This window comes from Trinickia sp. NRRL B-1857 (assembly GCF_050470685.1).
In the GTDB taxonomy this organism is placed as follows: Bacteria; Pseudomonadota; Gammaproteobacteria; order Burkholderiales; family Burkholderiaceae; genus Trinickia.
In genome coordinates, this window is the sequence record NZ_JBFLUK010000001.1 from 2,148,950 (window position 1) to 2,163,647 (window position 14,698).

A 14,698-nucleotide genomic window follows, 5' to 3' on the forward strand; every position below is an offset into this window, starting at 1 on the left:
CCGGAGGTTACCGATGCAAACCCGACGCGACGAGCATGCGCGCGCAGCCGAAGCGAGCCATAGCGCGCTCCCCCCGCTCAGCTCGCAGCCGCTCGTCTCCACGATCATCCCCACGTTCAAGCGCGCCGACATGTTGCCGCGCGCCGTGCGCAGCGTGCTCGCCCAACGCTACTCGAACGTCGAGGTGCTGGTCGTCGACGACAACACCGACCCGCAGGAACAGCAGCGCGTGCGTGAAGTGCTCGAGCCGTTCGGCCCGCGCGTGCGGCTGCTGCGCAACGCGCGCGGCAAGGGTGCGTGCGGTGCACGCAATACCGGCATCTTGAGCGCACGCGGCGAGTTGATCGGTTTTCTCGACGACGACGATCGTTGGCTGCCCGAAAAGCTGACCGAGCAAATCGCACTGCTGACGCAAGACGTCTGCATCGGTGCGCTGTGCTCCTATATCGAGATCGACTTCGTGTTCGGGCGCGCCGTCAGTTGCCGCGGCTTCGAGCCCGTACTCACGCGCGAGATGGCGCTATCGGGCGTATGCCCGACCTCGACGAGCTTGGCGCTCGTGCGCCGCGACGTGCTGCTGGAGGCGGGTCTATTCGACGAAAGCCTGCCGAGTTTTCAAGACTACGACATGTGGCTGCGCTGTCTCGAGTTCGGCCAATTGCGTTACGTGCCGACGCCGCTCGTCGAATTCATCCAGCACAGCGGCGACCGTACCAGCGTGAATATCGATCGACGTCTGAAGGGACTCGCTGCGTTCGAACGCAAGTGGGGCACCGCAATGGCCGCGTTTCAAGACTTCGAGGCGTTCCGCAGGCGCATGCACGTGGACGCTCTGATCGCCAACGGGCGCGCCGCGCTCGCGCATCGACATACCGCGGCAGTGGGCCACTTTGCCCGCGCCGCTTGGCGCGATCGCATCTCCTCGCGCAGCCTATTTTGGCTCGCCATCGGGGTACTCGGTCCGCGCGTCGGGCGCGGGCTCTATCGTTGGCTGCAAGAAGTCCGGCGCGTGGAAACGTTGCGGCCCGACGAGCTCGACGCCGAATCGGCCGCACGGAGCCTACAGTCATGAAGAAGCTGCGTGCCTTGCTCGCGGCGTGGCGCGGCAATCGCTTCGCGCACGGCCTGATACTGATGTTGCCGGCCATCCAATATGGCAAGAGCTACTTCCTATCGGTCGCCACGGTCCTTTTCCTGTGGACCGCTTGGAACACCCGGTTGCGGATCGTCCCGCTGCCCATCGCGATGGCGCTGATCGCGACGGGCGCAAGCCTCGTGTTTTGTGCCGTGGTGTTGCCCGATGAGCCGATCTTGCCGCGCGAGGCGCGCTTCGCCGTAGGGCTGCTCTTCCTGTTCGCGGCGTTATGGGGCGCGCCAAAGCATGCCGCACACCGCTTCGACGGCCGCTTCGCGCTCGGCATGCTGATCGCGCTGTTCCTCGTCACCGCGGTGCAATGGGTTGCCGCCAAGAAGGGCATCGCGCTCTTTCCGCCGCAGCGCCTATTCACTAATCCCGACGATCAGGCGCTCGCCAGCGCATGGGTCGAGCATGCGCGCGAGCACGGGTACGCATGGACGATTCGGCCGGCGGCGGCATTCTCCGAGCCTTCGTACCTCGGCTGCATGACGTTGCTGCTTCAGTTCCTGTGCTTGCACACGCTTCGTCCGAGGCTGCGCTGGCTCGCGCTGTTCACCGCGCTCGCCACCTCGTTCTTGGCCCAAACCTATTTCGGTCTAACCTCCAACCTGCTGATCTTCGCCGCGTTCCACGCCTCGCGCGTGCCGAAATCGTTCGCGCTCGCGGCGGGCGTGCTCGCGTTGAGTGCGGGCTTGCTCGCGGTCGAGACCGGTGCGTTGCCGGCGGCTGCCATGAAGAGCACGGGGCGAATCGAACGAATCGTCTCGGGCGACGACCCCTCGGTGGCCATTCGACTGGCCCAGCCGTTCCAGTTGCTCGGCGACGTATTCGCGCATGCCCCGTTCGGCGTGCCGATTTCCGCCGCGGAATCGTACTTCGTGCGACACCGGCTCATCGTGCCGTTTCAGGACGAGCCGTTCCAGAACGGCGTGTTCAACCTCGTATTCGCTTACGGTTGGCTCGCACTGCCGCTGTTGCTGCTGTTATGGCGAGCCTCGGGCGGCGGCGTCGCCGGGCTGTTCATGCTGTTCGTGCTGGCGCAAAACGGTGCCGAGCTGAACTTCGACAAGCTCGTGATCATCGTTTTCGCCATCCAGATCGCGCGCCACGGCCGCTATCGCGCCACTGCGCCGCGCCAGGCGCCGTTCGTGCGCGAATCGGCCCCGCCGCGTTTTCCCGCGCCGGCAGCGGCGCGCCCCCCGCTTCCCATTCCGGAGATCTGACTTGGCTCGCCAGTTCTTTTTCGCACCGATCATGCTGCCGCACTACAACGAGCGTCAGCGGCAGCGATTTCTCGTGGGGGCGGCCGCCCACAAGGTCGTCGGGATGGTCGCCGGAATGCGCGCGCATGCGCGCCGCGCAGTGATCGTCAGCTCGCCGATCGTCACGGCCAGCCGCGACCGTAAATTCTTCGCAGGGTTCGCCTGCCGCGATGCAAGTCTGCCGTGCGCCTATTTGCCGGCCATTAGTTTGCGCGGCCTGAACCGCATATTCGCCGCGTTTTGCTACTTGCGCTTCGCATGGCAACAGGTCAAGCGCGACGATGTCGTCGTTCTGTACAACTACTTCCCCGAATACATCCTCGTAGCAGCATGGCTACGTCTACGCCTCGGGCGCGAGCGTGTGTTGCTCGATATCGAGGACGGTCCGCGCTCGGACGAAAACGACTTGCGCGGCTTCGTCACGCGCGCAAGCCTGCGGGTACTCAAACGCCTATGCAGCGAGCGCGCGATCGTCGTGTCGCGCGAGCTCGCGCAATCGCTCTCGATCGACGACGCTTGCGTCGTGAACGGCGTTTGTGCCGCGCAGGCCACGCCGCCTCGCGCATTCGGCACGCCCATCACGTTCCTCTACGGCGGCACGATCGAAACCGACACCGGCCTTTATCTCTTTGCCGAAGGCGTACGGCGGTTCGCGAAGTTGTACCGTGCGTTGGCGAACCGCGTGCGCTTCGTCGTCAGCGGCTTCGGCGGCGGCCAAACGCTCGAGACGCTGGCCCGCGAAATGGCAACGGTGGGCGTATGCGTGGAACTGCATCAGGACATCGGGCCGCACGAGTATCGCCAACTGCTCGCGGGGGCCGATGTGGGCCTATCGCTTCGGATTCCCGGCACCGAACTGGCCACGACGACCTTCCCTTCGAAGGTGGTCGAGTTCGCGAGCCAAGGGCTACTTGTGCTCAGCACCGATGTCAGCGATGTGAGTCTGCTTTTCGACGAAGACAGCGCCGCGTTGATACGCGAGGCCACACCCGACGCCCTTGCGCATCGGATCGCATCGATCGTCGAGAACCCCGACGCGCATCGAAGGGTCGCCGAGCAAGGAAGGCACGTCATCGAGGCCACTTGCGGGCGCCGCGAAGTGGGTGCGCGCCTGATCGAATTTCTCGACGTCGTGGCCGACACCGCGCCGCAGTCGAGACCGGCGCTGCGGCCGGCCGACTCGGGTGCGAACGCCGTCATCGAACGCGCGCGCGAGCATGCCCCTCTCACGCCTGCCACCACGGAAAACGAATGAAGAATTTGCGTGTGCTGCACGTCGTGCGCTCCTTGGATCCACGCGCCGGCGGCGTCGCCGAAGCCGTGGTGCAACTCGTCAACCACATGCTGCCCTATGGGTGTGTCGGCGAAGTCGCGTCGCTCGACGGTCCCGACTCACCGGTGAGCGATCGGCTGCAAGGCACGGTTCACCGATTGGGACCGGCGCGCGGCACCTACGGCCTAAGTATGAATGCGGTGCGTTGGCTACGAGCGCACGCGGGCGACTATCACGCGATCGTCGTGCACGGCATTTGGCAATTCCAGTCGATTGCCGCCCGCTACGGTGCCGGCCGTTCGGGCACGCCGCTATTCGTGTTCCCGCACGGCATGCTCGATCCGTGGTTTCAACGCACCTACCCGCGTAAGCATCTCAAGAAGCGGGTCTATTGGGCACTCGCGGAACGGTGGGTATTTCGCGCCGCGCGCGCCGTATTGTTCACCTGCCGTACCGAACTCGAACTGGCGCGCGAACCGTTTCTCGATCGCCGCATGCCGCTCGAGGTGACCGGATTCGGCATCGCTCCGCCGCCCGACGACGCGACGGGCGGCGCGGCGTTCCTTGCGGCCTACCCCGAACTGCGCGGCAAGCGCATCTTGCTCTTCCTATCGAGAATTCATGAGAAGAAGGGCTGCGATCTGCTCATCGAAGCATTCGCCCAAGTGGCATCGCGCCATCCGGATGTGCGGCTCGTGATCGCGGGGCCCGGAGACGATGCCACGATTGCCGCGCTCAAGCGCATCGTGCAGGCGCGCGGCATCGAATCGCAAGTCGTTTGGACCGGCATGCTGAGCGGCGCCGTCAAATGGGCGGCGCTACGCGCAGCCGAGGTGTTCGTGCTGCCCTCGCACCAGGAGAACTTCGGAATCGCGGTCGTCGAGGCGTTGGCGTCCGCTACCCCGGTGATCACGACCGATTGCGTGAACATTTGGCGCGAAGTCGCCGCATCGGGCGCGGGGGTCATCGTCAAAGACACGCTCGATGGCGTCGGCTCGGGCATCGCGACGTGGTGCGACACGGTGGGGCCGGCCGAGATCGCCGAAATGCGCGGGCGGGCACTTGACTGCTACCACCGGGAATTTCGGATCGAAGGTGCCGCACGCAAATTGGTCAAGCTCATTGCAGGTACGGAGGCGACGCCTGGCGAATATGGCGCAGCGTTCGCGTCGCCACCGGGATCGAACGCCTGAATGCGGTAGGTCCCGTTCGCCTCGGCCGAGACGAACGGGAATTTAGCGAGAGGCGGTAAAGGTATCGGCGATTGGCTGCCCGCGATTGGCCGCCGGCTATTTGGATTCGTGACCGATGTCGAGGCACTCGCGAGGACGCACGGCGAGCGCGGGATACCCGTAGCAAACCATGCGCGGGGGCAGATCTCGCAGCACGGTACTGCGCGCGCCGACGATAGCCCCTTCGCCGATCGTGACACCCGGTGCAACGAACACGTCTGTGGCAACCCAAGCTTGGGCGCCGATCGTGACGGCGCGAGCGCGAATCGGGAACGTCCGGCGCCTATAGTCGTGATCGGCCGCGCAAAGATAGGAGCGCTGCGATACGACGGCATGCGCCCCGATCTCGATCTGGCCGAGACTGTAGAGCGTGACGTCGTCGCCGATCCAAGCGTGCTCGCCGATCGACACCTTCCACGGATAAGTGATGCGGGCGCTCGGCCGAATGATCGCGCCGGCGCCCACGCGGGCGCCGAACCAGCGCAGCAGCGTGCGCCGCCAGCCATAGAGCACCTGCGGCGAAGGCCGAAAGAGCAGCGCATCGGCAATCCACCACAGTTGCACGTACCAGCCCGGCCTGCCCCGAAAATCCGCAGGAACCTTGAACGCCGACAGGTCTTGGATGCGCGGCGGCATGGCGTCGGCGCCGGTCTCCGGCGCCTCGCCTTGCGCATTCGTCGACGCGCCGGAGCTAGCTACGCTCATGCGGTGACCTGTTGCTGCTGCGTTTCGAGAAACCACGCATAGGTAGACGCGAGGCCCGACTTCAAATCGATCTTCGGCTGCCAGCCGAGCGACATCATGCGGGCGCTGCTCATCAACTTGCGCGGGGTCCCATCGGGCTTGTCGAGATCCTGTTCGATGCGGCCCTCGAAGCCCACGACGCTCGCGATCAACTCCGCCAATTCCCGAACCGTGACATCGTCGCCGTAACCGACGTTCAGATGAGAACAGCGCTCGGTGGCGACGCTGTAATAGCGCTCGCGCGGCACGTTCATCGCAATCACGCAAGCCTGCGCGAGATCGTCGACGTGCAAGAACTCACGCCTCGCGTTGCCGCTGCCCCAGAGCACCGTACTGGCCGCGCCGGCGACTTTCGCTTCGTGAAAGCGCCGGATCAGCGCGGGAATCACGTGACTGTCGAGCGGATGAAAGTTGTCTCCCGGACCGTAGAGGTTCGTGGGCATCGCACTGCGATAGTCCACGCCGTACTGCCGGTTGTACGACTCGCATAGCTTGATCGCGGCGATCTTGGCGATCGCGTACGGCTCGTTCGTCGGCTCGAGCTCGCCCGAGAGCAGCGACTCCTCAACGATCGGTTGAGGCGCGAATTTCGGATAAATGCACGATGAACCGAGCGCCAGCAACTGCTTGACGCCCGCTTCCCATGCGGCGTGAATCACATTCGCCTCGATCATCAAGTTGCGGTAGATGAACTCGGCAGGGTAGGTGTCGTTGGCGCGAATGCCGCCGACACGCGCGGCGGCCAGATACACCTGATCGATCCGCTCGTCGGCGAAGAACGCGCTTACCGCCGCCTGGTTCGTCAGATCGAGTTCGCTGGACGTACGCACGACCAGTTCGACCTGCGACTCGGCGACGAGCCGACGCGCGATCGCCGAACCCACCATCCCGCGATGACCGGCGACGAAAATTCGCGTCTTGTTCGTCGTCGTCATGCACTACTCCTTGCGCTCGAACACAGAGAAGCCGTGCTTGCGCACGAGGTAATCCTTGCGCGCATCGGCGAGATCCTTCTGCACCATTTCCTCGACGAGTTGCTCGAAGCTAGTCGTGGGCGTCCAGCCGAGACGCTCGCGCGCCCGGGTCGGATCGCCGAGCAGCGTCTCGACTTCGGTGGGCCGGTAATAACGCGGATCGACGCGCACCAGGACGTCGCCGACCTTGACGCGGGCATCGACACCCACGTCGACGACGATCCCTTCCTCGCGCTCGCCCTTGCCTTCCCACATCAGCTCGATACCGAGGGAACGCGCGGCGCGCGTCGTGAACTCGCGGACGCTGTGCTGCTCGCCGGTCGCGATCACGAAGTCCTCGGGGTTGTCTTGCTGCAACATCAGCCACTGCATTTGCACGTAATCCTTGGCATGGCCCCAATCGCGCAGCGAATCGAGGTTACCCAGATACAGGCAATCCTGCATGCCGAGCGAAATGCGCGCCAACGCGCGAGTGATCTTGCGGGTGACGAACGTCTCGCCGCGCAGCGGCGATTCGTGATTGAACAACACGCCGTTGCACGCGTAAATGCCGTAGGCCTCGCGATAATTCACCGTGATCCAGTAGGCATACATTTTCGCCACGGCATAGGGGCTGCGCGGATAGAAGGGCGTCGTTTCCTTCTGCGGCACCTCTTGCACCTTGCCGTAGAGCTCGGACGTCGATGCTTGGTAAAAGCGCGTCTTTTTCGTGAGCCCGAGGATACGAATCGCTTCGAGGATACGCAGTGCGCCTAGGCCGTCGGCATTCGCGGTGTATTCCGGTTCCTCGAACGACACGGCGACGTGGCTTTGCGCGGCGAGGTTATAGATCTCGTCGGGCTGAACCGCTTGGATGATCCGAATCAAGCTCGACGAATCGGTCATATCGCCATGATGCAGGATCAGGCGACGGTCTTTTTCGTGCGGGTCTTGATAGAGGTGATCGATACGTTCTGTATTGAAAAGAGATGTGCGGCGCTTGATCCCATGCACCGTGTAATTTTTCGACAACAGAAATTCGGCGAGGTATGCGCCATCCTGTCCCGTGACACCGGTAATCAAAGCGACTTTCTGCATAGAGGGCTCTATATATGGAGAGAAACCGCGTTAGTTATGCCCTTCCATGAAAAGCGGCGCAAGCGGTTGGCGCGGCACGCAGAAAGTTGGCGTATTCCAGCCGGAAATAACCGCCAACCTTTTAGTCCCCCGCTCCCACTTGGCTCCGCAAGGCGATACGCTGGCGCGCATTGACGTCCGGCTTGGGAGACGATGCGATAAGGACAAGTGATAGGCGATTTTCGATCGAAAATCGCGCCAAGCGGGGAGCTTATGAAGATTCTTGTGTATGGAATCAACTATGCGCCGGAGTTGACCGGGATCGGCAAATACACCGCCGAAATGGCTGCGACGTTGCAGGCTCACGGGCACGACGTGCGTGTGGTTTGCGCGCCGCCTTATTACCCGCAGTGGCGCATCGGAAAGGGTTATTCGGCATTGCGCTATAACCGCGAATGCCGCGACGGCGTCGCGCTCTGGCGCACGCCCTTATGGGTGCCGAATAGTCCGCGCGGGGTGCGCCGGATCTTTCATTTGGCGAGCTTCGCCGCCTCCAGCCTGCCGATCGTGCTCGCGCAAGCGTTTTGGCGGCCCGACGTCGTGATGTGCATCGCGCCGAGCATGCTCAACGCACCGACCGGGTGGCTCGTGGCGCGTCTATGCCGCGCGCATGCGTGGGTCCATATTCAAGACTACGAGGTCGACGCGGCATTTCAGCTAGGCGTGCTGAACGGCTCGCTATTGAAGCGCACCGCGCTTTGGGTCGAGCGCACGCTGCTGCGGCGCTTCGATACCGTCTCCACGATTTCGAAGAAGATGCTCGAGCGCGCGCAGGACAAAGGCGTCGATCCCGCACGCCTCGTACACTTCCCCAACTGGGCCGATGTCACCGCGATTCGCCCGCTTGGCCGGCGCAGCGCGCTGTGCGAGACGTTGCGCATCGGCGCCGATGCGATAGTGGTGCTCTACTCCGGCAACATGGGCGTCAAACAAGGCTTGGAAGTCCTCGCCGCTGCCGCCGTCGAACTCGTGAATCGCGACGACATCGTCTTCGTATTCTGCGGCAACGGCCCCGTGCGCGAGGCGATTCATGCCGTCTGCGGCGAACTGAAAAACTGCCGCTTCAGCGATTTACGTCCGGCGGAAGAACTGAACGAGCTCATGAATCTCGCCGACATCCACGTGCTGCCGCAACGAAACGACGCCGCCGACTTGGTCATGCCGTCGAAGCTGACCGGTATGTTCGCGAGCGAGCGCCCCGTGATCGCAATGGCGCAACCGGGCACCGAGCTTTACGAAGTGGTCGCGCCGCGCGGCTGGGTGATACCGCCCGGCGATGCCCATGCGTTGGCGCAGGCGATCGAGCATCTTGCCGACGATGCGGCCTTGCGCGCGGAACTCGGCCGTATGGGCCGCGCATTCGCGCAGGCGGTGCTATCGAGAGATGCGGTATTGGGCGAGTTCGCAAATGCGCTGCACGCACGCGTGCCCTATAAGGCGAAAGCTCGGCGCGAACTCGAGAACTACGGCACGCCGGCCGTCCCCGTCGAAATGATCGACGACGGCGTCGCCGTCGCCGAGACCGACGCCGTCACGACGCGCTGAAGGACTGGAGGGCAAGGATGCTCAGCAACGAGGCCTCGCTGAGGTTGAAGATATTGCGGTTCCCGTTGATCGTCGGGGTCGTTTTCATTCACAACTACGATCTATCGTCGACGCTGCACGGCAGCTCGATCGGGTTCGCGCACGCAGGCGCGCTGCTCGACTTCGTCAGAAACATCGTTTCGCAGGGCATCGCTCGCGTATCGGTCCCTTTGCTCTTTCTGATATCGGGCTACTTGTTTTTCCTCGATTTCCAACCGACGATCCAAAGCTTGGCCGGCAAGCTGAAATCGCGCTCGAGAACGCTACTGATCCCGTTCATTTTCTGGAACGTGGCGACACTGACCGTCATTGCGCTCGCGCAATCGGTCCCGGCCGCATCGAAGTTTCTATCGGGCAAAACCACACCCGTCTCGCATTTGAACGGAGAAGCGCTGCTCGATCTGATATTCGGGATCCACGGCGTGCCGATCTCCTACCAGTTCTGGTTCATACGAGATCTGATGGTGCTGGTGCTACTCTCGCCGCTCGTGTATGTGCTGTGCCGGCGTCTGGGCGCGCCGCTGTTGCTCGCCTTATTGGGTCTGTGGCTCGCGAATATTTGGTGGGTCGCGGTGCCGGCCAGCGATGCCACCTTGTTCTTTATGATCGGCGCCTGGCTGGCGATCAAGGGGATGACGCCGTTTTGCGTCGATCGCATCGGCTCGCTCGCGACGATCGTTTATATTCCGCTGCTTCTGTTCGACGCCGTTCGCTTCGGAAGCGCCGGAGACTTGGTCGTCCATAAAGTGTCGATCCTGCTCGGCGTGGTATCCGTGTTGTGGATGACCCGATACGCCATTCGCTCCGACGACCTCAAGAACCATCTCGTGCGTCTGAGCGGTACGAGCTTCTTCGTATTCGCCGCGCACGAGCCGCTGCTCACGATCTGCCGGAAGATTTCGTTCAAGTGGGTTCCGCTGCACTCTTCGTACGTCGCGGTGGGGTTTTACTTCCTGATTCCAGCGTTCGTCATCGCCCTACTTGCTTCGCTCCATCCGAGGATGAGCGTGCGGTTCCCGAGATTCACCGCACTCGCCTGCGGCGGAAGGTAAAAGCCGGAGGCGGCCCCAAACGCAAAATGCCAGGCTTGCGCCTGGCATTTCGTTTCCGTCTTACTGCCCCGTGTAACCCACCGGCGCCGTCACCTGCGATTTGATGACGCTCGCATTAGACGACACGACATAGATCGGCGTTTCGGTCAGCGTCAGATTGACGATACCGTTCGTATAGCTCGTCTGCGTCGGGTTACCCATCATGTCGATGACGGTCACGTTGCCGCTCGTCCCCGGTGCATCGACGGTCAGTGCGTAGCTCGTGCTGGCCGTTTGGCTATATACGCCGGCGCTCGTCGGCCAGTTCACGTTGGCATGCGTCCACAGTGCGGTGACGACGGCGCCGCCGCCGAGCTGCTGGTAGGCGTAGCCGTAGTCGTTCGTCGGCAAGGCATTCAAGCGTCCGAGCGTTTGCGTACCGTCGATGATGCGCGTCATCGCGGCAAAGGCCAGCGCCTCGGGTTTCGGGCTCAGCGTCGTTGCATGGTAGTTGCCTTGTGCGTCGACGATGTCGAAGAACGAGCCGAAGCCGACTTCGCCCGGATAGTCCGAACCGTAGAAGAAGTACGTCACTTGCGCGCCTTCGCCGAGCACGATCAGGTGTGCACGGGCTGCAACCGCGGCTTGCGCGTAGAGCTGGTTGTTCGACGGACCCGTGCCGTAGGTCGAACCCGGATCGTAGGCGACGCCCACCTCGGTCGACCACAAGCGCATGTTCGGCTTGAACTGTTGCATCTGCGCACGCAGGTCTTGCATCTGGTGGTCGAGCGCCTGCTTCTGATAGTACGCGTTCGTGCTGGTATCGTACAGCTCAGGCGGCGACGACGGCGAAACGTGGTTCGCGTAGTAGCTATGCGTCGTGATGCCGTCGACGTAGTTGGCCAAACCGAGCGACGCATACGTCTGCAAGGTATAGCCGGTGCACCAGCTGCCGACCATACCCGGGTCGGGGCTCGTCACGCCCATCACGACGGCATGTGGATCCGTCGCGTGCAGGCCCTTATAGATGGCCGCATAGGTGTTCACGAAGTTCTGCGGCGTATCCGCCCATTGCGGCTCCCACGTCACCTGGTAGTAGTTGTTCTTCATGTTCGGGAAATACGCCTGGCGAATCGACTCCGAATCGCTCCCGACACGTCCCATGTAGCTTTGCAAGTACGTGAGATTGGTGGGGGCGTACGTGTCGTCCTGGAAGGCACCGGTCGGGCTCGCCCAACCGGGAAAACCGTCCAGACGCACGAGGCGGGCGACCTTTCCGGTCTTGAACAGCGGATCGACTTTCGAGAGCGACGGCGTCCAGGTATTGGGGGCGGTCGGCTCCATCGTCGAAAGCTGACGCCAGTCGATTGCCTGCGTCACGCCCAATGCGTTCAGCAGCGCCGGCTTGTCGCTTTCGCCCTGCATGCCGAAGCGGTGCTGGTCTTGGCTCGCATACGTGGCGGCCGGCACCACCGACGTGAGGTTGGGAAGTACGCCGAACGTGGCGATACCTGTCGGGCGCGTGCCGGCTTGGGGCAGCGTGCCGCCGGCGTTGCCCAGCGTCCCCGTAATGGCGAAATAGCCGCTTGCAGTGCCCGTGCACGACAGCACGGACGTTTGCGCGCCGGCCGGGACCGCGAACGATCCGCTGCCGCGAATGTTGCCCATGTAGTCTTGAACCGACCAATTGACGCTATCGGCGCCCGGGGCATTCGTGATGAATTGCATCTTGAATGCGCTGCCCTGCGCGTACAAACGTGTCGCGTCGGAGGTCGGCGTATCGGCCGTGATCAAACCGTTAGTGGTGCCGCCTGCGGTCGTCGTCGGCGCGGAACAAGTAATCGAGTTGGCCGGCGGAGTTTGGGCCTTCGCACCCGTCGAGCCGACGCTGGCGAATGCGTACACAGCCGCGGCTGCAATATTAAGGAGTCCTAATGAAGGAGCGAAGGACGGTTTGAAAACGGATTTCATGGAGCTCACCTGTCAACCGATTGGCACTAAACGGGTACGCCAGATATGAAGCGATGGCGATCGAATTTCCGCGGCCCCGGTAAGTACTGCTGTTTGCAGTGGTAATCGGACTAGGCCTGCAGTACGTCCAGTATTGTTCAGAACACATTCGCTGCCTATCCGGCGCGCACTGAACCTTCTGTCATACGTGTGTGCCGCCGCGTCAGGACTTTCCTACAGTCTGCCGAGCGCTGGCGCGAGGAAAAATTTCCCGGTGGTATGGGAGGTGAGCGGGGGAAGGAAGATGCAATTCGAGCGGGCCGAAACGACAAAATGCCAGGCAAAGGCCTGGCATTTCATTTCAGGACTACTAACGGTGCATCACTGACCGGTGTAGCCGACGGGCGCCGTGACGTTAGCCTTGATGACGTTGGCGTTCGATGACACCACGTAGATCGGCGTTTCCGAGAGCGTGAGGGTGATCACGCCGTTCGAGTAAGGCAGGATCGACGGATTGCCCATCATGTCGATAACCGTAACCTTGCCGCTCGTCCCCGGCGAGTCGACCGTCAACGTGTAGTTCGTCTTCGCGGTTTGGCTGTAGACGCCCGTGCTCGTGGGCCAGTTCGCATTGTTGTGCATCCACAGTGCGGTCACAGCCTGGCCGGTACCCATCCGTTGGAACGCGTAGCCGTACACCGACGTCGGCAGATTGTTCAGGTGTCCCAGCGTTTGCGTGCCGTCGATGATTCGCGTCATCGTAGCGAAAGCGAGTGCCTCGGGCTTCGGGCTCAGCGTCGTCGCGTGGAAGTCGCCTTGCGGATTCACGATATCGAAGAACGTTCCGAAGCCGACTTCGGTCGGGTAATCCGAGCCGTAGAAGAAGTACGTCACTTGCGCCCCTTCGCCAAGCACCGTCAGGTGCGTGCGCGCCGCAACGGCCGCTTGAGCATAAAGCTGGTTCGTCGACGGACCGCTGGCGTACGTGATGCCCGCATCGTACGCAACGCCAACCTCGCTCGACCACAGCCGCATATTGGGCTTGAGCGACTGCATTTCCGAACGAAGGTCACGCAGTTGATTATCCAGCGCCTGGTGCTGATAGTACGGATTCACGTTCGAGTCGTACAACTCAGGCGGGTACGCGGGAGAAACGTGATTCGCGTAGTAGCTGTGCGTCGTGATGCCATCGACGTAGTTCAGCAAACCGAGCGACGCATACGTGCGCAGCGTATAACCGGTACCCCAGTTGCCGGCCGTGCCCGGATCGGGGCTCGTTACGCCCATCACGACGGCGTTCGGATCGGTCGAGTGAATACCTTGGTAGACGGCCTTATACATCGAGACGAAGTTGGCGGCGGAATCCATCCACTGTGGTTCCCACGTCACTTGGTAATAGTTGTTCTTCATGTTCGGGAAGTACGCCTTGCGGATCGTCTCCGTATCGGCGCCGACGCGTGCCATGTAGCCTTGGAAGTATGAGAAATCCTTCGGTGCGTACGTGTCCTGCGTGAACGCGCCGGTCGAGCTCGCCCAGGCGGGAATCCCGTCCAAGCGGACGAGTCGCGAGACCTTGCCCGTCTTGTAAAGCGGATCTACGTTGGCCACGCTCTGGGTTGCCGTCGGATTCCAGCTGTTCGCGCGGAACGGCTCCATATTCGAGAGTTGGCGCCAGTCGAGCGTTTGCGTGATACCCAATGCTTCGAGCAGCGCGGGCTTGTCGTTCTCGCCTTGCATACCGAAACGATGCTGATCCTGATTCGTGAACGTCGCGGCCGGAAGCGCCCAAGATACGTTCGGCAACACGCCGAACGTCGCGATGCCTGCCGGACGGGTGCCGGCGCGCGGCAGCGTTCCGCCCGCATTGTTCAGCGTACCGGTCAGCGCGAAGTAACCGCTTGCCGTCGCGTGGCAAAGCAGCTTCGACGTTTGCGCGCCGGCCGGGACGGCAAACGATCCGCTACCGCGAATGTTGCCTTGATAGTCTTGAACCGACCAATTGACATGATCGGCCGCCGGGGCGTTCGTGATGAATTGCAACGTGAACGTGCTCGCGCTCGAAAAGAGGCGAACTCCGTTGGTCACGGGCGTATCGGCCGAAATCAAGCCGTTGGTCGTACCGCCGGAGGTAGTCGTCGCAGCTGCGCAAATGATCGAATTGGTCGGGGGCGTTTGGGCCTTCGCGCCAGTCGACCCGGCACTTGCGAAAGCGTAAACTGCGGCCGCCGCAATATTTAGGAATCCTAACGAACGGGACGCGGATGACTTCGAGATGAATTGCATGAGTAACCTGTCGACCAAATGCACTGAACTGGCTCGCCATATACTGGGCAATGGCGATCGATTTGCGGGGCCTGCTGTGCGCTGCTTGTTGCGTTGCAATTCACGCTAGGC

11 protein-coding genes are annotated in these 14,698 nt (G+C 62.5%); 6 read left to right on the plus strand and 5 right to left on the minus strand.

The features are described 5' to 3' along the window. Nucleotides 1-13: 13 nt before the first annotated feature. Genes AB1286_RS09510 through AB1286_RS09525 form a run of 4 tightly spaced genes read left to right on the plus strand, consistent with a single transcriptional unit; the run spans nucleotide 14 to nucleotide 4,866 of the window. Entirely contained in the window at nucleotides 14-1,072 is a 1,059-nt protein-coding gene (locus AB1286_RS09510; protein ID WP_430363041.1) for a glycosyltransferase family 2 protein, read from the plus strand. After that, nucleotides 1,069-2,361 carry a hypothetical protein gene (locus AB1286_RS09515; protein ID WP_430363042.1) on the plus strand — a complete coding sequence of 431 codons (1,293 nt, stop codon included), beginning with the start codon at nucleotides 1,069-1,071 and terminating at the stop codon, nucleotides 2,359-2,361. The genes AB1286_RS09510 and AB1286_RS09515 overlap by 4 nt, the downstream gene beginning before the upstream one ends. Nucleotide 2,362: 1 nt before the next feature. Continuing rightward, nucleotides 2,363-3,655 (plus strand): glycosyltransferase family protein, encoded by a 1,293-nt coding sequence (locus AB1286_RS09520; protein WP_430363043.1) that lies wholly within the window; start codon nucleotides 2,363-2,365, stop codon nucleotides 3,653-3,655. Further along, nucleotides 3,652-4,866 carry a glycosyltransferase gene (locus AB1286_RS09525; RefSeq protein ID WP_430363044.1) on the plus strand — a complete coding sequence of 405 codons (1,215 nt, stop codon included), beginning with the start codon at nucleotides 3,652-3,654 and terminating at the stop codon, nucleotides 4,864-4,866. Before AB1286_RS09520 ends, AB1286_RS09525 begins: the two co-directional genes overlap by 4 nt. A 96-nt stretch (nucleotides 4,867-4,962) precedes the next feature. Here the strand turns inward: AB1286_RS09525 and AB1286_RS09530 are convergent, their stop codons facing one another. The 3 genes from AB1286_RS09530 to gmd are packed head-to-tail and all read right to left on the minus strand — an operon-like array spanning nucleotide 4,963 to nucleotide 7,700. Further along, on the minus strand, nucleotides 4,963-5,610 hold the full coding sequence (locus tag AB1286_RS09530) for a putative colanic acid biosynthesis acetyltransferase (RefSeq protein ID WP_430363045.1): 648 nt from the start codon (nucleotides 5,608-5,610) through the stop codon (nucleotides 4,963-4,965). Further along, nucleotides 5,607-6,584, minus strand: a complete 978-nt coding sequence (gene fcl, locus AB1286_RS09535) for a GDP-L-fucose synthase (protein WP_430363046.1) — start codon at nucleotides 6,582-6,584, stop codon at nucleotides 5,607-5,609. Before fcl ends, AB1286_RS09530 begins: the two co-directional genes overlap by 4 nt. Nucleotides 6,585-6,587: 3 nt before the next feature. Then, complete coding sequence (gene gmd, locus AB1286_RS09540) at nucleotides 6,588-7,700, minus strand: GDP-mannose 4,6-dehydratase (protein WP_430363047.1); 1,113 nt, start codon at nucleotides 7,698-7,700, stop codon at nucleotides 6,588-6,590. Between the two features lie 252 nt (nucleotides 7,701-7,952). Between gmd and AB1286_RS09545 the strand changes: the two genes are divergently transcribed. Both AB1286_RS09545 and AB1286_RS09550 read left to right on the plus strand, forming a co-directional pair. Beyond that, complete coding sequence (locus AB1286_RS09545) at nucleotides 7,953-9,284, plus strand: glycosyltransferase WbuB (RefSeq protein WP_430363048.1); 1,332 nt, start codon at nucleotides 7,953-7,955, stop codon at nucleotides 9,282-9,284. 17 nt (nucleotides 9,285-9,301) lie between these two features. Further along, nucleotides 9,302-10,375, plus strand: a complete 1,074-nt coding sequence (locus AB1286_RS09550) for an acyltransferase family protein (protein WP_430363049.1) — start codon at nucleotides 9,302-9,304, stop codon at nucleotides 10,373-10,375. A gap of 60 nt (nucleotides 10,376-10,435) precedes the next feature. On the opposite strand, the gene AB1286_RS09555 is transcribed toward AB1286_RS09550, so the two are convergent. Continuing rightward, complete coding sequence (locus tag AB1286_RS09555) at nucleotides 10,436-12,325, minus strand: hypothetical protein (protein ID WP_430363050.1); 1,890 nt, start codon at nucleotides 12,323-12,325, stop codon at nucleotides 10,436-10,438. A gap of 360 nt (nucleotides 12,326-12,685) precedes the next feature. Beyond that, complete coding sequence (locus AB1286_RS09560) at nucleotides 12,686-14,389, minus strand: hypothetical protein (protein ID WP_430363051.1); 1,704 nt, start codon at nucleotides 14,387-14,389, stop codon at nucleotides 12,686-12,688. Nucleotides 14,390-14,698: the final 309 nt, after the last annotated feature.